Annotated in this window: 20 protein-coding genes; 16 read left to right on the plus strand and 4 right to left on the minus strand. The window is 61.0% G+C overall.

All coding sequences use genetic code 11. The features are described 5' to 3' along the window. Nucleotide 1: 1 nt before the first annotated feature. Complete coding sequence (locus HAV21_RS17240) at nt 2-424, plus strand: hypothetical protein (protein WP_142940352.1); 423 nt, start codon at nt 2-4, stop codon at nt 422-424. A 171-nt stretch (nt 425-595) separates the two neighbouring features. On the opposite strand, the gene HAV21_RS17245 is transcribed toward HAV21_RS17240, so the two are convergent. After that, nucleotides 596-877 carry a helix-turn-helix domain-containing protein gene (locus HAV21_RS17245; RefSeq protein ID WP_142940351.1) on the minus strand — a complete coding sequence of 94 codons (282 nt, stop codon included), beginning with the start codon at nt 875-877 and terminating at the stop codon, nt 596-598. 357 nt (nt 878-1,234) lie between these two features. Here HAV21_RS17245 and HAV21_RS17250 point away from each other — a divergent pair, with 357 nt between their 5' ends. From HAV21_RS17250 to HAV21_RS17315, 14 genes are all read left to right on the plus strand, one after another. Then, nucleotides 1,235-1,381 carry a hypothetical protein gene (locus HAV21_RS17250; protein ID WP_160147684.1) on the plus strand — a complete coding sequence of 49 codons (147 nt, stop codon included), beginning with the start codon at nt 1,235-1,237 and terminating at the stop codon, nt 1,379-1,381. Next, nucleotides 1,371-2,447: a CHAP domain-containing protein gene (locus HAV21_RS17255; RefSeq protein WP_142940350.1), complete on the plus strand. Its 1,077-nt coding sequence runs from the start codon at nt 1,371-1,373 to the stop codon at nt 2,445-2,447. Before HAV21_RS17250 ends, HAV21_RS17255 begins: the two co-directional genes overlap by 11 nt. Continuing rightward, on the plus strand, nt 2,444-2,956 hold the full coding sequence (locus HAV21_RS17260) for a hypothetical protein (RefSeq protein ID WP_142940349.1): 513 nt from the start codon (nt 2,444-2,446) through the stop codon (nt 2,954-2,956). The genes HAV21_RS17255 and HAV21_RS17260 overlap by 4 nt, the downstream gene beginning before the upstream one ends. Before the next feature lie 43 nt (nt 2,957-2,999). Continuing rightward, complete coding sequence (locus tag HAV21_RS17265) at nt 3,000-4,523, plus strand: chromosome partitioning protein ParA (RefSeq protein ID WP_142940348.1); 1,524 nt, start codon at nt 3,000-3,002, stop codon at nt 4,521-4,523. A gap of 33 nt (nt 4,524-4,556) precedes the next feature. Continuing rightward, nucleotides 4,557-5,165, plus strand: coding sequence for a DUF6668 family protein (locus HAV21_RS17270; RefSeq protein ID WP_142940347.1), 609 nt, complete (start codon nt 4,557-4,559; stop codon nt 5,163-5,165). A 13-nt stretch (nt 5,166-5,178) separates the two neighbouring features. Then, nucleotides 5,179-5,448: a hypothetical protein gene (locus tag HAV21_RS17275; protein ID WP_011777317.1), complete on the plus strand. Its 270-nt coding sequence runs from the start codon at nt 5,179-5,181 to the stop codon at nt 5,446-5,448. Nucleotides 5,449-5,475: 27 nt separating this feature from the next. Next, on the plus strand, nt 5,476-6,210 hold the full coding sequence (locus HAV21_RS17280; protein WP_142940346.1) for a hypothetical protein: 735 nt from the start codon (nt 5,476-5,478) through the stop codon (nt 6,208-6,210). After that, complete coding sequence (locus HAV21_RS17285; RefSeq protein WP_142940345.1) at nt 6,207-7,505, plus strand: hypothetical protein; 1,299 nt, start codon at nt 6,207-6,209, stop codon at nt 7,503-7,505. Before HAV21_RS17280 ends, HAV21_RS17285 begins: the two co-directional genes overlap by 4 nt. Then, nucleotides 7,492-9,000: an SCO6880 family protein gene (locus HAV21_RS17290; protein ID WP_142940344.1), complete on the plus strand. Its 1,509-nt coding sequence runs from the start codon at nt 7,492-7,494 to the stop codon at nt 8,998-9,000. Before HAV21_RS17285 ends, HAV21_RS17290 begins: the two co-directional genes overlap by 14 nt. After that, a complete protein-coding gene (locus tag HAV21_RS17295; protein WP_166842581.1) occupies nt 9,000-10,595 on the plus strand; it encodes a DUF87 domain-containing protein in 1,596 nt (531 codons plus the stop codon). The genes HAV21_RS17290 and HAV21_RS17295 overlap by 1 nt, the downstream gene beginning before the upstream one ends. Beyond that, nucleotides 10,592-12,361, plus strand: a complete 1,770-nt coding sequence (locus HAV21_RS17300) for a type IV secretory system conjugative DNA transfer family protein (RefSeq protein WP_166842582.1) — start codon at nt 10,592-10,594, stop codon at nt 12,359-12,361. Before HAV21_RS17295 ends, HAV21_RS17300 begins: the two co-directional genes overlap by 4 nt. A 15-nt stretch (nt 12,362-12,376) precedes the next feature. Further along, the gene (locus HAV21_RS17305) at nt 12,377-12,811 is read left to right on the plus strand and encodes a DUF4913 domain-containing protein (RefSeq protein ID WP_142940237.1); all 435 of its coding nucleotides are present in this window, start codon (nt 12,377-12,379) and stop codon (nt 12,809-12,811) included. Between the two features lie 458 nt (nt 12,812-13,269). Continuing rightward, nucleotides 13,270-14,511, plus strand: a complete 1,242-nt coding sequence (locus tag HAV21_RS17310) for a serine protease (RefSeq protein WP_142940238.1) — start codon at nt 13,270-13,272, stop codon at nt 14,509-14,511. Between the two features lie 83 nt (nt 14,512-14,594). Next, the gene (locus tag HAV21_RS17315; RefSeq protein ID WP_142940239.1) at nt 14,595-15,644 is read left to right on the plus strand and encodes a PDDEXK nuclease domain-containing protein; all 1,050 of its coding nucleotides are present in this window, start codon (nt 14,595-14,597) and stop codon (nt 15,642-15,644) included. An 85-nt stretch (nt 15,645-15,729) separates the two neighbouring features. Here HAV21_RS17315 and HAV21_RS17320 read toward each other — a convergent pair whose 3' ends face one another. Next, nucleotides 15,730-16,296, minus strand: coding sequence for a recombinase family protein (locus tag HAV21_RS17320; protein ID WP_142940240.1), 567 nt, complete (start codon nt 16,294-16,296; stop codon nt 15,730-15,732). Between the two features lie 476 nt (nt 16,297-16,772). On the opposite strand from HAV21_RS17320, the gene HAV21_RS17325 reads away from it, so the two are divergent. Then, nucleotides 16,773-17,357 (plus strand): TetR/AcrR family transcriptional regulator, encoded by a 585-nt coding sequence (locus HAV21_RS17325; RefSeq protein WP_016359483.1) that lies wholly within the window; start codon nt 16,773-16,775, stop codon nt 17,355-17,357. Nucleotides 17,358-17,412: 55 nt separating this feature from the next. On the opposite strand, the gene HAV21_RS17330 is transcribed toward HAV21_RS17325, so the two are convergent. Both HAV21_RS17330 and HAV21_RS17335 read right to left on the minus strand, forming a co-directional pair. Then, on the minus strand, nt 17,413-18,834 hold the full coding sequence (locus tag HAV21_RS17330; protein WP_082038892.1) for an APC family permease: 1,422 nt from the start codon (nt 18,832-18,834) through the stop codon (nt 17,413-17,415). Between the two features lie 507 nt (nt 18,835-19,341). After that, nucleotides 19,342-20,718 carry an FAD-binding oxidoreductase gene (locus HAV21_RS17335; protein WP_031217263.1) on the minus strand — a complete coding sequence of 459 codons (1,377 nt, stop codon included), beginning with the start codon at nt 20,716-20,718 and terminating at the stop codon, nt 19,342-19,344. Nucleotides 20,719-20,842 lie beyond the last annotated feature (124 nt).

The raw sequence follows: 20,842 nt of genomic DNA on the forward strand, positions 1-20,842 counted from the left end.
GGTGGCGCCCAACCTCAACGAAGCGCGGGACGCCTGGCGTCAGACCCTGTCGGAGCGGCTGAATCTCCTGCTCGACGTGATGGTGGCCAGTGGGGGAGAGCCCTACGAGTTTGAAGACATCCGGCGAGGCCTGCAAGAGCAAGGCGTGACTCTGTCTCGCTCGCGCTGGCTGTACATGCGTGACGGCACCGGAGCCACCGTGACGGATGAACGACTGCTCACGGCCTTGGCCAACTTCTTCGGGGTGAACCCCGCGTACCTCAACGACTTCGAGACCGAGATTCCCGAACGCATCGAAAAGCAGCTCAAGTCGCTAAAGACGCTCCGCGAGAAGAGAGTGAAGAAATTCGCTGCCCGTAGCCTCAAGGGCGTCTCACCTGAGAAGTTCCAAGCGATAGCCAGAATCCTGGACGAAGACGACTAGAACACTCACGGCACACTCATGTTGAGCATGCTTTTTTATCTTGAGCATGCTCAAGGTAGGCTATTGGCGTGCCTACGATCCAGCAATTTGATTTACCCCCACCCGGCGGTCAGGGGGCGGCGCTCTCGCGCGAGCGGATGCCTTGCCTGTGGTTGGGATTCGCTCGCGCCGCTAGTCCTCAGGTTGGACTTCGTCGAGGCCAAGTGCCCGACCCAGGATGGAGTAGCGTCGGGCCACCTCATCGGCGTCGACGGTGTACCTGACCCGCTGGCCATTCCGCTCTTCTGAGGCCGGCGGATCCGCCATTAGTACCCCCTCGGCCTCCAGTTGCACCAGGTTGTTCTGTGCCGTCGGGACCCCAATTTCCAGCCCCTTGGCCACTTCACCCCTGGTGGCCGGCCCCGATTTAGCAAGGTAGCCAACAATGGCCACTTTTGTTGAGTTGCTGAACACGCTAATTGCCCGCTCTGTACTGGATGGGATTTTAGGGCGGGAGTAGCGGGGCATGGTTCTTATTTTGCCGCATCCCCACCCAAGAGACCTCATCAGATTAGCGGTTAGTTAAACTATTCGCTAGTCTGGAGCTATTCACCCACATTCATCTCCGGCCCTCACCACTAAGGAGGCGTTATGCGGCCCACTGTTCACTTGCTAGATCCCAGGCACCCGTTCGACGGCGTAGCTGTAGAGATGCCAGTGAATGGGAAGCGCGCCCAGGCTCCTTTACGAGAACAAGAAATACAAGCCCGGCCACGGCATCCCAACTGGGCAGTTTGACAGGCGCTACTAGTGCAGCTGGGGGCAGTAGATATGGAAGCAGTACCCAGGGGATGGATTGTGAAGAACACGTTCGGTGCAGTGTGGACCGTGAATGCTTTGCTGTTTACACACGACGAGGACGGCCTGGAGCACTTCCGTCTCTGGATGCCTGCAGCTGGAGCCCCTGATGCGGCGTAAGTCGCTGGGTCTCCTGGCTCTTATTGCCGTCCCCAGCCTGTTCTTTGGGCTGATCTTCTCATTCGTCCTGCTGCTGGCACCGGCGAAACCTGCTGCAGCTGATTGCGGCCCGGTGTCGGTTGTCGTTGACGGCAACACGAAGGTTGATGGGTATTCAGCGGAGCAGTTGAAGAACGCCGCCGCTGTCATGGGAGCAGGCAAGGCGCTGAACCTTTCAGTGAAGGGCCAGACCATCAGCATCATGGTTGCCCTGGGGGAGTCGGGGCTGCGTGTCCTGGACTACGGGGACGGTCCCGGCCCGGATTCCCGTGGCCTGTTCCAGCAGCGCGACAACGGCGCGTGGGGCTCCTACAGGGACCGCATGGACCCGACCATCAGTGCCACGAACTTCATCAAGGCCCTGCAGGCTGTACCGGGCTGGGAGCTGTTGGAACCGACCATCGCCGGTAACAAGGTCCAGCGCAACGCCGACCCGTACCACTATCAGAAGTACTGGCCCGAAGCGGTCAAAATCGTCCAGGCCCTCTCGGACGGGAAGTTCTCCGTTGAAGGAAGCGACTGCGGGATCCCGGGCAAGTCCGGAGCCGGAGATGACTACCCCTGGAAGGACTCTCCGACCTGGTTGCAGGTCGGGGCAGGCTCAGCTGCTGCCTCGCCTTTGGGCATGTTCTACCGCGAGTGCGTGGACTTCGCCTTGTGGCGGGTGAACCAGCAGATGGGTTCCACCAGTGCACCGTTCAAGTTCCTCAACGGGACCTTCCGCCCGGACGGGCAGGGTCTCGGCTCTGCTTTGACGTGGAAGGCCGGCTGGGATGCCAAGGGCTGGCCCTCCGGTAAGACACCCCGCGTTGGCGCTGTCGTCTGGTACGCCCCGGGCACCGGGGGATCGGACCCGACGTTCGGCCACGTGGCCGTGGTCAAGGAAGTCAAAGACGACGGGACCTACGTCGAGGAAGGCTACAACGGCAACCCGCCCCCGGATGACCACAACTACTACACCCGGACCGTCAAAAGCAGTGTTCCCTCCGCGTTCCTGTACCTGCCCAACCAAGAGGAGAAGAAGTGAAAAAGCCCCTGGCCCTCATTGCAGCGGTAGCTCTGCTGTGCGCCGGATGCGCACCAGCGTCTAACACCACACCGGCACCGACGGAGACCACGGCCACGCCCTCAGCTCCGGTCTCATTGAGCGTCGACAGCGGCCCACAAGCACCGGGCGGGACCGTCCCTCCCACCATTGGCATCTCCTGGGATCAAGCCAGCAAGGATCAGGCCGTGGACGTCGCGCAGAAGGCCATGGCCGACTTCGCCCGCCCGACGGCCAAGGAACAACAGTGGGCCAATGATCTTGCCCGCTGGCTCACCCCGCAGGCCACCGCCGACTACTCAGCGGTGGATCCGGCGAACATTCCAGCCAGCCGCGTCACCGGCCCGGCCAAGCTGACCGTCGATGAAGCCAACGGCTACGGCGTCATCGCCACTGTCCCGACCGACGCCGGGACCTACACATTGCAGCTGCTCCGCACGGGGAAGGACGCCCCGTGGAAGATCAATCGGCTGACACCACCAGCGTCCTAGAGGTAACCCCTCTTCACCTCTCACACGTAAAGGAAGAAAGTTCATGAGTACTGCATCAACTGAGGTCCTGGCCTTTCCCAACATCAAGGCCATCGTCCGCGACAACGGAACCGCCGAAGTCGTCGTCGCCGGTAACTCCCGCGTCGTCCCCGACGGGGATACCCTGCAAGACCTCCGGAACAACGCCCTCGCCCTCGTCGTGGGCGAAGCACAGACGCTGCAGCGCCCGGTACGGGTCCAGATCGAGGATCCCGAAGGACACGGCGAACTGATCGTGCACCCGGACAACAAGATCGAATCCGTCTCTTACGAGCCGCGCCCGGCACGCCGCCGGGCCCAGGCCCCCGCGACCACGCCCGAGACCGTATCACCGGCCGTCATTGAAACAGTCCCCGTAACGGCCCCGGAACCGATCCCTGCTCCCGCACAGCCCGCCACCGTCGAAGCTACGGCAGCGGCAGTGGACCGCCAGCCGTGGCCGCCCACGCCCGTAGAAGCCGATGTAACGACGGATATCCAGGTCAGCTCCGGGCCTGCCAGCTCAACCACGCAGCGGATCATCGATGCAAAAGAACCGCAGGCCGCTGTGACCGGTCCTGAGGAACCGGCAACACGGCGCAGCTTGAAGGAAACCTCGTTCCTGGTCAGCGCTCCGGTCCTGGAGCCAGCCACACAGGGCTGGCGGGGGACACTGACCCGGCTCGGTTTCCGCATGGACCCCTCTCCTGAAGAGCTGTCCGAACGCGAAGATATCCGCACCGTGAGCCAGCACTGGCCCGGTCCCCGGACCATCGCCGTGGTCAACCGCAAGGGCGGGGCAAACAAGACACCCACTGTCGTGATGCTCTCTGCCATCCTTGCCCGCTACAGCGGCGCGGCCACCGTCGCCTGGGACAACAACGAATCCCAAGGCACCCTGGGCTGGCGCACGGAAAAGGGCGCGCACAACCGCAGCGTCCTGGACCTGATCGATTCCTCCACGGAACTGCTGTCCCCGTCCACGAACGCAGCCGAAATCGCTAAGTTCGTGCACCACCAGACGGCAGACAAGTTCGACGTGCTGCGCTCAGATGAGAACGAAGAAGGCGACCACGAAGTCACCGCCGAGGAAGTCGACATCGCCCACCAGGTGCTGACCCGTTACTACCGGCTGGTGGTCATGGACTCCGGTAACACCGCCCGGGCTGCGAACTGGCGTCGGATGATCGACCACACCAACCAGCTGGTCGTTCCGGTCACCGCTATCGAGGACCGCGCAGAGGCCGCCAGACTGACACTGCAGACTCTGGAATCCCGTGGTGGCCACGACGCTGAACTGGCCCGCAACGCCGTCGTCATCGTCTCTGAATCGACCGATGCCAAGCGCAGCATGACCGGCGACGCCCTCAAGCGAGCAAAGGCCGAAGCCCAACGGATCGCTGACGGATTTGAGCCGTTCGTCCGGACAGTCGTCCGAATTCCCTACGACCCCGCCCTGGTCAACGGCCCCATCCGCTACGAAGCCCTCCAGCCCGCAACCCAACGGGCATGGCTGGCCGCAGCTGCCGCCGTCGCCGAAGGCTTCTAAACAGTCACTACCGAACGGAAGGAAGGAGGAACCATGCAACTGTCCCTGAACCCCTGGGTCACCAGCCCGGCCGAGAGCATCGAAGAAGAAACACCTGACGTGCACGTCCCGCCGGCTGCCGTGATCAGCACACCGCTCAAGGGCATGGTCGAACCTGACACCGCAGATCGTCTGGCCAGCCGCACCATCACCGGCACCGCCGCTCTGTGGGTCGTCGGGAGCCATGGTGGAGCCGGTGAAAGCCGCACCGCTGACCTGCTCGAGGGAGCACGCCCGACCGGGCACTGCTGGCCTGTCCTGCAGGACGGCAGCAAGCCCCGCGTGCTGTTGGTTTGTCGTGCAGACATGCGCGGCCTCACCGCCGCTCAAAGCGCTTTGACGCAATGGGCCTCCGGTGCCGCCCCTGCTGTGGAGTTGCTCGGCCTCGCCGTCCTCGCGGACGCGCCGGGAAAGACACCCAAAGCGCTCCGCGATTTCACGGCCATCGTCGGCGGGGGAGCGCCCCGTCTCTGGACTCTTCCCTGGGTCGAGGCATGGCGGCACGGAGACTCCACCACAACACCAACGGCCCGCGAATACCAACGCTTCATCACCGACGTAACCGCCCTGGTTACCGAAACCAGCCCAAGCACCAACCACTGAAAGGTCACTCATCATGAACTCGATCACCGCAATCACCACCAGCACCATCCCGAACCCGACACCGGTCGTACCCGCTGAAGCCGGCGGACTGCTCACCGTCCTGAACTGGGCCTCCGGTATCGGCCTCGTCCTAGGTGTTCTCGGCGTCATCATCGTCGGCATCACCATGGTCATCCAGCTCCAGCGCGGAGAAGGCGGCCAGTCCCTGGCCAAGCTTGGCTGGGTCCTGCTGGGCTGCATCATCATCACCGGTGCCGCAGGCATCGTCCGCGCCTTCGTCTAATCCAGCACCAACAACGGGAGGTTCACTATGAGCCAGTCAACAGAGAGCACCACCGAAAGCAATCCGTTCACCAAACCCGGTTTCATCATTGCTGCCGCGCTGGTGGTCGCGCTGATCGCAGCAGCCGTCGTGATCTTCCTGCTCCCCAAAGGACAGGGAAACGCCCTACCAGCCCCGGCAGAATCCAGCAGTGCCGCCACAGCTGAACCCAGCGTATCCGCCGTGTCCGGCAAGAGTGTCTGCGGACTGCCAGCGTCCGCCGAAACGGCATTGGGGAAGGCTCCGGCGAGCAAGTGGGAACTCGTTGGAACTATGGCGGCCCCGACAGATCCCAAAGTCGGCCCGGGCAAGACCGATGACCAAGGCATGAGGTCTTGCTTCGCCCACTCTCCGCAAGGGGCGCTATACGCCGCAGTGAACCTCTGGGCCCTTGGCAGCGATCCCTCAAAAGAACGCGCCATTGCTGACCAGCTCGCAGCTAAAGGTCCTGGCCGAGACGCAGGCATGAAGGCTTCGCAAACGGCCGCGCCGCCGACAAACGTAAAGGTTCAGATTGCGGGGTTCAACGTTTCATACACAGCGAACCAAGCGGTGGTAGAGCTCGCATTCAAAGCTGACACCGGCGCTCTTGCATCCGTCCGTACAACCCTTCTCTGGCAGGACGGGGACTGGAAGGGCGTCGTCGCTGACAACGGTGCACCCCTGGAAGAACCGCGCCAGATCCGCGATCTTTCAGGATTCATCCCTTGGAGCGGCGCATGAGGCCGGTATGGAACCCGGTTGGAGATTGGATCTCCGGTCTCACTGATGACGCCATGGGCAACATGGCCAAAGCCATCCTTGAGGGCATGAGCCAGATGGTCACAACTCTGTCCACCTTCTGGGTTTCAACTCCAACGGTGAACCTGACCAGCCAAGATGGCTCTACAGCCAGTCCTGTTGTTTCAATGGTCAACAGCGAGTTGATGCCATGGACGTTGGCTCTGGCAGTCCTGGCCGTCATCCTCGGCGGTATCAGGCTGATTTGGGAGCAGCGCGGAGCACCCCTAAAGGACCTGCTCCGTTCCTTGGTCACGCTCACCTTGGTATCCGGCCTGGGCCTAGGAGTGATTTCGATCCTGGTGATCGCGGCGGATGCCTTTTCTGCCGCGATCATCAACCGTTCCACGGACGGCAAGGGCTTTGCCGAGTCGATGCAGCTGTTGATCTTGACGAATCAGACAGGTGTCGGGGTTTTCATCCTGATCGTTCTGGGTCTCATCGGCCTGCTCGCGTCTCTCGTGCAGATCGTACTGATGGTCGTTCGCAGTGGCATGTTGGTGATTCTGGCGGGCATTCTTCCGACCACATCCGCGTTCACGAATACGGAGATGGGAAGGCAGTGGTTCCAGAAAGCAGTGGGCTGGACCATCGCTTTCATCCTCTACAAACCAGCCGCAGCCATCGTCTACTCCGTCGCATTCCTGCTCATGGGCGGCAAGGGCCAGGACGCCTTGATCGGCTCCATCACTGGTTTCACGTTGATGATCGTGGCGTTGTTCGCGCTGCCTGCTCTGATGCGATTCGTTACTCCCATGGTCGGGGCCGTAGCCTCCGGCGGAGGTGCCGGTGCGGGAGCAGCCGTCGGTGCCATTGCCACAGGGGCCGTCTCCCTTGGACGCGGGGGCAGTGGCAGGGGCAACGCGTCCCCAACCCCTTCATCGTCAACAAGCACATCGAACACCCAGAGCACGCAAACCGGCAGCTCGCCCAAGGGCAGCGATGGAACATCCGGCCCACGAGGAGGGGGAGGGCAACCTACCCCGGGCGCTACGGGACCGGGCGGAGCTGCTGGAACTGCTGGAGCAGCCAAGGCAGGCACGGCAGGAACCGCTGGATCCGCAGGAGCGGCAACTGGTGCCAGTGCAGGGACGGCCGCAGCCAGTGGGGGAGCAGCGGCAGCTGGCCCGGCTGGTGTGGCTGTAGCTACAGGAGCAAAGGTGGCGTCCGCGACGTCACAGGCAATCGAAAAGACCGCGCAGGATTCAACCGGGGAGGGCCCCAGTGGCAGCAATTAACACCGAATACAAAGAACCGTCCTACGGCAACTGGCGCGTACCGCGCTCAGCCGGGCTGGCCAACCTCAGCGCGCTCAGTACAGTCATCTTCTTTGGCGGGTTGTTGGCGGGCATTATCAGCTTCGCTATTTGGGGCCTGTTCGTCGGCCTGGGCGTCCTTGCCTTTGCCGGTCTCAGCTTGCTGTTGCTGACAGTCAAGGACAAGCATGGCCAGTCCGTTGTTGACCGTGCCGGCACTCGTTTGGCTTTCAAGATCTCCCGTTCCTCGGGGACGAATCTCTACCGTTCGGGTCCGCTCGGCGTAACGCCGTGGGGCATGTACCAGCTCCCCGGGTTGGCCGCGAAGTCGACCCTGTACGAGTTCACTGATTCCTATAAGCGCCCGTTCGCACTGCTGCACGTACCCACCACGGGCCACTTCACCGTGATCTTCTCCACCGAACCTGACGGGGCATCACTGGTTGACCCTGAGCAAGTCGATGCGTGGGTCGCGAACTGGGGCGGCTGGCTCGCCGGACTGGCCGATGAGGCCGGGCTGGACGCCGCAGCTGTCACGATCGAGACCGCCCCGGACTCGGGGTACCGCCTGCGCAACGAAGTGCTGATGAACATCGACCCGGAAGCACCCGCGTTCGCCCGGGAGATGCTGAACGAGGTTGTGGCCACCTACCCGGAAGGATCGGCCACGGTCCGCGCCTGGGTGTCGTTGACCTTCAACGCCGCGATCCGTACAGGTGCGAAGAAGCGGACGCCGGAAGAAGTCGCCCGTGACCTGGCCTCCCGGATCCCTGGCCTTTCGGCACGGCTGCAGTCCACCGGGGCCGGGATCGCCCGTCCGACGACAGCGCAGGAGCTCTGCGAGGTCGTAAGGATCGCCTACGATCCTCCCGCAGCGCTGATCATTGATGAAGCCCATGCGGCCGGTTCCCCGGTGTCCCTGACCTGGGGCGAGGTTGGCCCTACCGCGCACCAGTCCAACTGGGAGAACTACCGGCACGATTCCGCGTTCTCGGCGTCCTGGACCATGACAGGTGCCCCGCGTGGATCGGTGAATTCCTCGGTCCTGTCCCGGTTGCTGGCCCCGCACGGGGACGTTGACCGCAAGCGCGTGTCCCTGCTGTACCGTCCGATGGATTCGGCTCGGGCCGCTGCCGTGGTGGAACAGGATCAGAACAACGCCAACGTTCGTATCACCTCCGGAACCCGGCCATCAGCCCGTGCCTTGGTGGATGCCCGGTCAGCGGCACAGACCGCGCAGGAAGAAGCCCAAGGTGCCGGCTTGGTGAACTTCGGTGTGGTCGTCACCGCGACCGTGACGGATCGGGAACGCCTTCCAGACGCTGTGGCTGCTGTGGAACAGAGTTCCGGTAGCGCCAGGCTGTTGCTGCGTCCCGCGTACGGTGCGCAGGACACTGTGTTCGCCGCGTCCCTGCCTTTGGGCTTGGTGCTGCCCGAGCACAGCATGGTCCCGTCCGAGATTAAGGATGCACTGTAATGGCCCTCCTGAAACTCTTCACCCGCTCTTCAAAGCACAGCACTACTCTGGTCAAAGCTGAGCCGAAGAAGGCTGAGAAGTCGCCTCGCCCTGCCGGTCCTGGTGCCCGTGGCTGGCCCGGTCGCGGCGGTGGCATGGCCCAGCTCGTCCCCTCCGTGAAGCAGTACCGGGGAACGACGGTTCAGGTCTGCGGCCTGTGGCCGTTCTCCTCCGGTGCGTCCTCGCCCATGATCGGCGTCCCGCTGGGGCGCCACGAAGAAACACAGGCCACGGTCTGCTGTGACCCGATCAGCTGGTTCCAGCGCGCACGGCTGATTTCCAACCCCTCGGCCTTCATCCTGGGCAAGCCCGGGTTGGGGAAGTCCACCGTGGTGCGTCGGATGTTCATCGGGCTATCCGCACAAGGTGTTCACCCTCTGATCCTTGGTGATCTCAAGGGCGAGCACGTCAAAGCCGTCCGGGCCCTCGGTGGGCAGGTCATCCGGCTCGGTCGCGGTGTCGGGTACCTGAACATCCTTGACCCGGGCCAGGCTGTTGAAGCCGCCCAGCTCCTTGAAGACAACGGCCACCCTGAGGACGCCGCGCGCGTCCGTGCCGACGCGCACGGCCGCCGCCTGACGATGGTCGTTTCGCTGATCACGATCAGCCGCAACAACCCGCCCACCGATCAGGAACAAACGATCCTGGACCGGGCCTTGCGGGTCCTCGATGACCGCTTTGACGGTATCCCGGTGTTGAAGGACCTTCTGGATGTGATTGTCTCCGCTCCTGACGAGCTGCGACAGGTCGCCCTGGACCGTGGCGACATGAACATCTACCTGCAGGAAACACGGGCGCTGGAGGCAACCCTGCTCGGTCTGACCGGTGGCGGGAAGCTGGGAGAAATCTTCTCCCGCCAGACCAGCCAGCCAATGAAGCGAGACCGTGCCGTGGTCTTCGACGTCTCCAGCATTGACGAGACCGAGACAGACCTGCAGGCAGCCGTCCTGCTTGCGTGCTGGTCCTACGGTTTTGGCACGGTCAACGTTGCCAACGTTCTCGCGGACGCCGGTCTGGAACCGCGCCGGAACTACTTCGTGGTCCTGGACGAGCTGTGGCGGGCGCTTCGTGCCGGTAAGGGCATGGTCGACCGTGTGGACGCTCTGACCCGGTTGAACCGCTCCGTAGGTGTTGGGCAGATCATGATTTCCCACACCATGTCTGACCTGCTGGCCCTGCCGGCAGAAGAGGACCGGATGAAAGCGCGCGGCTTCGTCGAACGCTCCGGCATGGTCATCTGCGGCGGCCTCCCTGCCTCTGAGATGCCGCTGCTGACCTCGGCCATTCCGCTGTCCCGGCAGGAGCAGCAGAAGCTCATTGGCTGGCAGGACCCGCCCGCGTGGGACTCTCGCGGCGTCGACGTTGAACCTCCGGGCCGGGGAAAGTTCCTGATCAAGGTCGGTGGCCGTCCCGGGATCCCCGTCCAGGTCGGTCTCACGTCCTTGGAGAAGGGCCCGGAAGGCGTCAACGACACCGACGGCAAGTGGCATGCTGCCCCGGAAACCCTGCTGGAGACGGCAGCACCAATTCTGCCCATGGAAGGAGGCGCCCTGTGAGCGCACCAAACCGCAAAGGGATGGGCATGGGTGAAGCACTGCTGGTGTGGCTGGCCATCGGGTTCATCGTCGTCTTCGGCGGCGGAACCTACGGTGCCTTGCATCTCGGGTCGTGGATGGCAGGCATCGCCGCCCCGCCAGCCCATCCCATTGATCTGATCGCCGGATTGGCCAAGGGCCGTGTGCCGTGGCCCACGGAGGCTACGGTTGTGGTCTGCTTGCTGGCTGGCGTGGTTTTGGCCCTGACCATTGTTGTCCTGGTGGCCTGGCGGAAGGGTGCGTCCAAGCGTGCCCGGGTCGATAAGGCCGCCCGGTACCTTGGACGAGGTAAGTCGCTGGCCGCGTTCTCGGAGAAGGGAGCGAAGGCGACCGCTGAGCGTCTGGGTGTCACTGATACTCCCGGCATCGTGGTCGGCAAGGTCGTCTCCACGGGGCAGAAGTTCATCCAGTCCTGGGAAGACCTGTCCCTCGATATCTGGGGTCCCCGTACCGGTAAGTCGACCTCACGGGTCATGCCCGCCATTCTGGACGCACCCGGTGCCGTGGTTTCAACGTCGAACAAGCGCGACGTCGTGGACGGCACCCGTGGCGTCCGCGAGGCCGTCGCCCCGGTGTGGGTGTTCGATCCGCAGAAGATCGCCCAGGAAGAACCGAACTGGTGGTGGAACCCACTCTCTTACGTCACCGACGAGGAGAAGGCGTACAAACTCACCCAGCACTTCTCGGTCGGCTCCCGCGTCCCCGGGTCCAAGCCCGACGCCTACTTCGACCCCAAGGCCGAAGACATTCTGTCCTCGTACTTCCTCGCCGCCGCACTCGGCGACCTGCCCATCACCCAGGTCTACATCTGGGTCACCGAACAGGTGAACCGCGAACCGATCAACATCCTGAAACAGCACGACTACGAGCTGCAGTACAAGGGCCTTGAATCCACACTTGAACTGGCTGACAAGCAACGTGACGGTATCTTCGGCACAGCCGAGAAGATGATCCAATGCCTCAAGAGCCGGAACACGCTGCGCTGGGTCGCTCCGACCGGCGGGACAACCGTGGCCACGGATGCCCGCCGCCAATTCAACCCACATGCTTTCGCTGCGTCGCAGGAGACGATCTACATCCTCTCCAAGGAAGGTGCCGGCTCAGCCGCACCGCTCACCACAGCGCTGACGGTGGCCATAGCTGAGGCCATGGAAGAGCGAGCCGAGCGGAGCGGCGGCCGGCTCCCGAAGCCGGCGCTGTTTGCTCTCGATGAGTTGGCCAACGTCGTCCGCTGGGCATCCCTGCCGGACCAGTTCAGCCACTACGGCTCCAAGGGCCTGATTGTCATGGGGATTTTGCAGTCCTGGTCCCAGGGCGTGGAGCTGTGGGGAGAGGCGAACATGCGGAAAATCTGGTCAGCGGCGAACGTGAAGGTCTACGGCGGCGGCGTCGCAGAAGAAGGCTTCCTCCGTGCTCTCTCGGACCTGATCGGAGACTACAGCTACATCAACGTCTCCACTTCCTCAGGCAAGTCTGGTTCCAGCCGCTCCCGCCAGGAGGGCAAGGAACGCATCTTCGACGTTTCCAACCTCGCCGAACTGGACCGTGGCCGCGCCGTCGTCCTCGCCTCCGGCGCACCCGCCACGCTCGTCCGCACGACGCCCTGGTACACCGGACCCCACAAGGAAACGGTGGAGGCATCCATAAAGAAGTACAGCCCTCGGCCCGAAGAACCCGCCGACCTAGTGCCAGCTGCACCGGCAGCCAATCCCTGGGTCACGAAGTAGGAAAGGGCACCCCACGTGGCAACTGATTTTGACCTCTACGACACGGACACACCGGCCCCGGCTGCAGCTGCAGCTGACCAGAGCGCGGAGAAAGAACCGGAGCTCGTCTACGGCTCAGCCGAAGAATTCCTCCATGAGCAGCTGCTACCCACCTATGTCCGCAGCGTCACGGGAAAGTCCGCCAAGTGGTGCATCGACTGGTATTTCCACCCGGAAGCCGTCTCCCGTGTAGCGGCTCTGTGGCGTTCATGGGAGCACCTGCGCCTGGATCCAGCGACCGGTATGAGTGTCTGGTGGAGGGATCATGCAGATCACCACATGCGCGTCCTTCTGGACCCGCAGGGACCCTTCTACAACTGCGACATGAAAGAACACCGAGACCCCGAACACCTCGAACCCCGCAAAGCACCCCACGGCTGGTTTCCCGACGTCAGAACGACCCAGCCATAACCCTCAAAGCTCCATCGCTGGAAGATGAGCATCCCGTCAGGACAAGGAAGTGATGCGAAGCCCATAGTGCCACAAGCTGCGGCACATTGGCCGAAGCAATCGTCCAAGGAACTTTGGACTATGACGGCAAAAATTGAAGTCGCAGGGGGGCATGGGACGCTGCTGCCGGTCACCGGCTACCAGGGAAAGATCCTGTTGCGGCCCTGCTGTCGACTCGCCCGCCAGGAAAGCTTTTCCAGATAGACAGGATCCCTCGGGGTTACGATGTGCTTGCTGGGACACGAGTCGAGTAAACGGCCGTTGGTTTGAATCATGGGAAAGGTCTCCCGTTTCCCTCCATGATCAAGCGCATCTGACGGCGGCTTACCCGACTCATATTTATTGTGGGCAGTTGCAGGAGCGGACACAACAGAGGGGTCGCTCGGGCAGCTGTTCTTCTCAGCCTTGGGAGGTAGTTGATGAGCAACAAACCAAACCCCTTCATCCGTTGCACGGTTGTCACGTCCTTGAGCCTATGTCTTTGGGCTACAGGCTGCACTAACGGATCCGGCACGTCCCCGCAGACATCGCCGCCGACAAGCACCGTTCAACCCACTCCGCCCACCGAAAGCGCACCGACCACCGCAGCAGCGACAAGCACAAGCGCCGCCCCGTCACCGAGTGCATGGCCTGATGTCGTTGCTGATGTCCAGCCCGGCGTGGGCCAGCTCTCTGTCACGACGTGTGAATCCTGGCGTACAGGAACTGGTTTTCTTATCGAACCTGACTTGGTGGTTACTGCAGCGCACGTTGTCCAGGATGCTACCTCGATCAGCGTAGCCTTCGGGAGAACATCGGTGAATGCCACCGTTGTTGGCACGAATGATGTAGCGGATATCGCTCTTGTCAGAACCGACCGGCCGATCCAAGGCCATCAGTTTCAGCTCAGAAGCAGCGAGCCCCCGGTCGGGACCGATGTAGCAGCCCTGGGGTTCCCGTTGAGCCGCCCGTTCACCTTCACCAAAGGAACAGTCAGCGCCCTCGACACCGAACAGGACATAGGGGACCGGGTTCTCCGAAACCTGATCCAAACAGACACTGCTATCAACCATGGCAACAGCGGAGGACCACTCATCACCCAAGACGGCCAGGTAGCCGGCATTGTTGTAACCATCGAATTTGATGAGTACACCAGGGCCGAAGGCATCGCCTACGCGGTAACCGCACCCCGTGTTGCCGCGGCCGTCAACGAGTGGAAATCCAGGTCCACCCCTGTGGCGTTCAAGGATTGCGGAAACGCTCCGGCGCCAGGTTCCGGATTCTTTCCCTTTACCGTCTCGGCAGACCATGACCAAGCCCGCAGCGTAGGCCAAAGCCTGCTCCTTCACGGTCAAGGCATCAATCGAGCCGCCTACACAGCAGCCTTCAAACTCCTCACGCCCGAGCTGCAGGCCACTTTCGGGGACGCCTCGACATGGAGCAAGGACCTCGGTTCCTCCTACTGGACGAAAGCTGAGGTCATTGATGTCACCGGCACGCCGTCAGCCGACGATCTGAACGCCGATGTGAATCTTCAGACCATCCAGAACGCGGCCGATGCCTACCGCGGGACCGGCCAAACATGTTCGAACTGGAAGATCCGGTACTCAATGCACTGGGACGGAACACATTGGCTCATCGCCGGCACCTCCCTGCCTTTCGGCGACCCAACCGCCTGCTAGAAACCCGTAGGCTCAATTGTCCAGACAGCGTCTGGACAATTGAGTCCACCGTGCCTGTCGGTGGCTCGCATTAGGGTGGAATGATGACAGACTCGCGCGAACTGGACCTGCCCGCTGGCTACGTGGAACTGCTCGAGGACCTAAAAGCGACCGTCAAGGCAGCCAGGACGACGGCGCTCCGAACCATTAACACCCAGCTGATCGAGCTGTATTGGACGATCGGCCAGGGCGTCCGGCGGCAGCAGGAACAGCAGGGCTGGGGGAGCGGAGTTATCAAGAAGCTGTCCGAGGACTTGCGCAGAGAGTTCCCGGAGATGAAAGGCCTTTCGCCGCGCAACATCCAGTACATGACCACGTTCGCCGGAGCCTGGCAAGGCGGACCAATTGCGCAACAAGCTGTTGCGCAATTGCCGTGGGGCCACGTCACTGTCCTGCTGGACAAGGTGGACACACAGGAAAAACGTAATTCGTACGCTGCAGCAGCCGTCCAATACGGGTGGTCCAGGAATGTCCTGCTGAACATGATCATGAACCGAACCCTTGAAAGGACCGGTGCAGCTCCGTCCAACTTCGCGCAACAGCTTGTTGCGCAAGACACCGAGCTTGCCCAACAAATCGCGAAGGACCCTTACAACTTCGAATTTTTGGGCTTGTCGGGGGAGGTCGCTGAACGCGAACTGGAACTGGCTCTGACCAGTCGAATCACCGAAACCCTGCGCGAACTCGGACCAGGATTCGCTTTCGTTGGGCGGCAAGTCCACTTCGACGTCGACGGCGACGACTACTACGTCGACATGCTGTTCTTCCACATGGACCAGAACAGATACGTCGTCATCGAACTCAAGACAGGGAAGTTTCAGCCAGAGTTCGCCGGCAAACTTAACTTCTACGTCGCCCTCGTCGATGACATGCTCCGCCGCGAGCACCACAACGAAACAATCGGCATTCTCATCTGCGGCGCCAAGAACGAACGCAGCGTACGCTACAGCCTCGGCCGCTCAACCTCACCGATGGCGGTCGCTGCCTACACCTACGACAAACTCCCGGCAGACGAGAAGCGTGTCCTGCCCAATGAAGGCCACGTCGTGGCAGCACTCGAATGGGCCGAACCCGGCATAGAACCAGAAGACTGAGCTTTCCGAACGCCCGCAACGCCGATAAGCACCCATATGTTGGGTAGTAGTCTGCGTACGTCAGCAGTCAGAAACGGATGGCAGATCAGGAACGGTCGGCCTGGCGGAGGTATTGATACACCGTTTCCCGGCTGATTCCATAGTCCTTCGCGAGGACCGATTTAGGTGTTCCATCGGCTGCCCTCTGCGCCAGCTCGGTGGCCCGCTCGGGTGTAAGCGTCTTTTTGCGCCCGCGGTAGGCACCTCGCTGCTTGGCTAAGGCAATGCCTTCTCGCTGGCGTTCCTTGATCAGGGAGCGTTCAAATTCAGCGAAGGCCCCCATGACCGAGAGCATGAGATTCGCCATAGGGGAGTCCTCGCCACTGAAGAGCAGGTGCTCCCTGACGAACTCCACCTGCACGCCTTTTCCGGTGAGCGCTTTGACTACGGAACGCAGGTCATCCAGATTCCGTGCCAGCCGGTCCATGCTGTGCACTACAACAGTGTCTCCCTCACGGGCGAAGCGCAACATTTCTGTCAGCGCAGGGCGGGCGGTGTCCTTGCCCGAGGCCTTATCAAGGAAGATCCTGTCGAGAACCGCTCCATCGAGCTGGCGTTGTTCATTCTGGTCCAAGGTGCTGACTCGTACATACCCGATTCGCTGTCCAGCCATGGCATCTCCTACTCCGTGTCAGGTTTGAATCTAAGAACCTCCACACCGAGTGTCAAGAAAAGCGGAACCGTAGCCTATTCTGACGAGTATAAGCCAGCCGTCTGACGTCAGATTGGGGTGTACGGTTTTCTGCGCACGATTCGGCCGGAAAGCTCCTCATCTTGCAAATACGGATTGACCATCGTCTTCGGTGCAGGCGCACCAATAGGCAGGGGCAGAATCGCGGAGTCCCGATACTGGCTTTCCAGGGCTTTTAGCACTCACTTGTGAGGTCACCCCGGAAGTTCAGCCCGAATGGTCTTTGTGGACTTGCCACCTGGGATGCCGCACCGTCTCCGCTACACGCCGAACGCTTACTTCCCTCAATTGATCCGCGTTGCTGTGAGGCCAAACCAGAACGGTCCAACCGGGCGACTACCCTCATGGGACCGCTACGGCATTTAGAGTAGACCTGAGTCCAGGGGCAAGGAGACAAGTTGCGTATTTCCACGGTGGATCGTCGCCAACAGCTCATCGACGCAGCTATTCGTGTAATTAGGCGGGATGGAGTCGAAAGTGCCAGCCTAAGAACGATAGCCAGCGAAGCGAAGGCTTCTCTAGCAGCCGTGCACGTTTGCTTCACGAACAAAGATGAGCTCATGCAGGCAGCTGCCGCAGAGCTGCTTCAGCAACTGGTCCGGTCCATTCCGCGCGTGGTCGACGGCTCGGAGGACGTTCGAGCTATCGCGCATCGGGTCATGGACTTGTTTTGGGCCCAGATGGTTTCAGACGAGTTGAATATCCTGGCCCAATTTGAAATAGGGATCTGGGCGAAGCGTAACCCGCATCACGGTGATCTGTCCCGCACCGTTTACAGCGACTACGAAAAGGAAATCTCAAAACTGCTGGTCGCCGCCGCAAAGCGACAGAAGCAGACCATAGCTGCTCGAAACGTTGCTAGGGCGCTGATTGTGATCATGGATGGATGCAGTCTTCAGTACTTTGCCGACCCATCCGACCCTCGCCACAAGGACCTCTGCGACAACCTCGTAGATGCATACCTCGATCGGGTAGGACTATAACCCTTGCTCCTTATGGGGATGCGCCCCTTTCTGCCGACGTCTTTTTCCGCTCAGGCTATTGGGCCGAGTGCCTCTTGTAATCAGCAACTTTAGTTGCCTGGAAGCGCCACCGGACCCAGTAAAACAGGCCGCCGAGAAGAAGTAGGAGGAGGGCGATGAGGATTTCCATTCCCTGGCCACCGGCGGCAAGACCCGGATTGAATGCGCCGGCTATGAGGATGGTTGCGTTGAAAGCTGTAACCGCGACTGCGACAGGGACCCAGTAACGTCCCAGTTTGATGGGGCGCGGAATGTGAGCGTGAGTTTTGCGCATGATCAGGAAGCCGGCCGTGGCAAGGGTAACGGAAATCATGTAGCCAAGGTTGGCGGCGATAATAATTGCCACTATGTTGCCCACAAAGAAGAGCACAACGAGGTTTACGACCAGTGTGAAGACCAATGCGCCAGATGGAGCACCCCGCCGGTTCGTGTGTGCGAGCTGACTGATGGTCAGCTTCTCCTGGGCAAGGCCCTTCAGAGCGTGGGAGGCATCCGCCGAAGAAGACAAGAGTGCGGCAAAGGTGGCAACAACCAGAATGACCGCTACTACTCCGCCTGCGGGCTCACCGAGCATCTGCGAGTAGAAATTGACACCGAAGTTCACCGGATCGGTGACGACTCCCTGCTCCCCAATCGCGCCGGCGGTGATTACCGGTACAAGTGCGTAGACCAAAATATAAATCATCGCCATGGTCTTGAGCGCACGCTTGACATCACGCACGGGCCGGCGGTACTCGGGGGCAAAAGTGGCGCATAGCTCGCTGCCGTAAATCGACCAAGCACCCACGTACATCCAAACCAGCACGGACACTACGCTGCTTCCTTCGCCGAGAAGATTAAAGCTGAAGCTCGCTGTCGACCATTCAGTGAAGAACACCGGCAGTACGAGCAATCCCGCCAGGACGAAGACCATGGCCGCGGCGACCACCTTATTCAGGTTTACGGTTGCGTTCAGTCCCAAGAGGTTGGCACCCACGGCCGTGATCATAACTGCTGCCGCCAGTATCTGGGGTAGACCTATGGAGGCAATACCCAGATTAACGTCGAGGTTCGTGGCTGCGGGGAACCATTGCGCTGTGACAATTTGACCGATCTGCAAAGAAGCCAGAGACAGAGACAGCCCCCAGCCGCACCAATAGCCAAACGCGGCAACCGATGCAAGCAATGGAGAGAATTGTTTCCAGGCTTCCGCTGCGAACAGAGCGACCCCACCTGGTTTGCCGGGGAACATTGCAGCCATTTCTGCAAAAAGATAGTTCTGCAACAGTGATACCACGGCAAGCACAATGCACACCACTGCGGCGCCCCAAATGCCGAGTGCCCCGGCCGTTGACCCAGCGACGACAAAAACGACGTTCAAGAGGGGTGTACACATAGCAACGGTGTCGCGGGCCCGCAGGCCCTTCCGCCCAGGAAGAGTTAACGAGGACTCAGACATAGGTATCACCTTCTGTATGTAGAGGGGAAAGCTTTTGTTTAGTCAGCTCAAGTGCGACGCGCCATTCGGCGGCAGGGCTTACCCGCCGCTCACCCGCATGGAGGCCTGCCGTCAGTCGTAGAAGACAGGATCTGATGCACGGTCCCTTTCACAAGACGAGCCACCAGATCTGAAACGGCGACATCTGCGGCCGGGCTCTCCATGCTTCTAAGGTCAGACGCTGCTCAGATGCCAGAACGCTACAGCTTTTGGTAGCCCGTTCCGTGCAGGTTGTGCCAGGGGTAATGAAGCCTGAACGGCAAAGTTAGCCGGCACTATGGCTTACCTTCAGTGAAGGTCGCTCCTCGCGCTTAAATGATCACACTAGCTAGGGCGTTTCAATGGTGTGCATGGCCAGCGGTATAACTGCGTTCAGCATCGCAGGAGACGGCATAGTTTTCCCGTAGCTCCCACTTCTTCTTAATCCGTCAAAGCACCCGCAGTCAGTGCAGTGGCGGTGGGGCTGTTTCAAGATCCCTCGGGATCTATATTGTAGTTGTGACGAAAACGGTTCTCAGGGTCGTATTCACCTTTGACTGCCGCAAGACGACAATAAACTTCCGGCTTATAAACTTCGGCGACCATCTCTGCTGTGACCTCTGAGTTGTTGTTTAGCAGTCCAAACCCAGAAGTCGTCACGCCTGCGCGAAGGAGCGCGGCGTCCAGTTCACGTGCCAACTCGGGGTACTTTTCACTTCCAGGAGCCGCCCCGCTCCATTCCGCCAGGGCCAGCACGCCCATCGCATCGCGATGTCGAGCGGGCGTCCCCTTGGGGTTTCCGAACGGCATTCCCTCGATCTCCAGTTTGACGGAGCCTCCGCTTGCGGGTTCACTAACAAACTTGTCAAGATTGCCTGCAATCGCTTCGGCGAAACGAGCGTTCGGCATCGCGATCTCCCGGTCGATCCAGAGATTGGACATTCCGTCCTCGAAACTGCCCACCTCAGCGTTAAGAGCCACTACCTCGTCATATGATCGGACGGCGATCGAATCGGACACCGTCCGACCCAGACTCCGAAGCCGTGCTATGTCCCGTTCAGCGATATCGAGCCCTCCGAGGTGCCCCACGCATACTGTAACGGAAGGTGCCCTGTTTTCGTCCACGCCGACAAAAACGCTGGGGTAGATGTGATCCGCCATTTCATTGAGCGCATCAAGGAGGGATGTCAGGAGCCCTGCGAGTTCGCTGACCGAGGGGGCCCAGGTAATGAATCCGGCGAGCATCTTCCTCGGTAGCTCGTAGAGCTGGACCTCGACCTCTGTGACGACACCGAAGTTGGGGCCCGCACCTCTGACCGCCCAGAACAATTCCGGGCGTTCATCATCAGAGCAGTAGATAACGTCACCAGTTGCGGTCACCAGAGTCGCTCCCAAGATATTGTCACTGGCGAGACCATATTTGGGGGTGAGGAAGCCGACGCCCCCATTGAGCGCTAGTCCACAGAACCCGACCTTGGGATGCATGCCGGTGACTGCCGCTAGACCGAATTTGGCCGCCTCCTTCACGAGATCGCCAGCGATTACGCCACCCCCGATCCGCGCGCGACTCCCGGCGGTGTCGATGTGGATGCTGTTCATGAGTCTGAGGTCCAAGACGATGCCACCGTCGTTGGTCGCATAGCCATTCGGATTGTGGCCACCGGATCGAACCGAGATCTCCAGGCCGTTGTCACATGCGTAGCGGATGGACTTTGCAACGTCGCCCGCACTCAGACACCGGGCAATTAGCGACGGCCGCTGCAAATGACGGCCGTCCCAAATATTCGCGATGGCATCAAATCCGCTGTCATCAGGGTAAATAACTTCACCTTGAATACTAAGGGGGGTGGCTAGTTTTGATGACACCAATTCCAACTCCTTTGTCTGCTGACAATCAGCATTCTCGTCTTCGAGAGAGTGATCACCCTATTGATACATGGACAGCTGTCCATGTCAATGGGGTTTATTTTTTGCGCGACTAGGGGGGCCG

The sequence above is a fragment of the Paenarthrobacter sp. MSM-2-10-13 genome (assembly GCF_011605365.1).
Classification (GTDB): Bacteria; Actinomycetota; Actinomycetes; order Actinomycetales; family Micrococcaceae; genus Arthrobacter.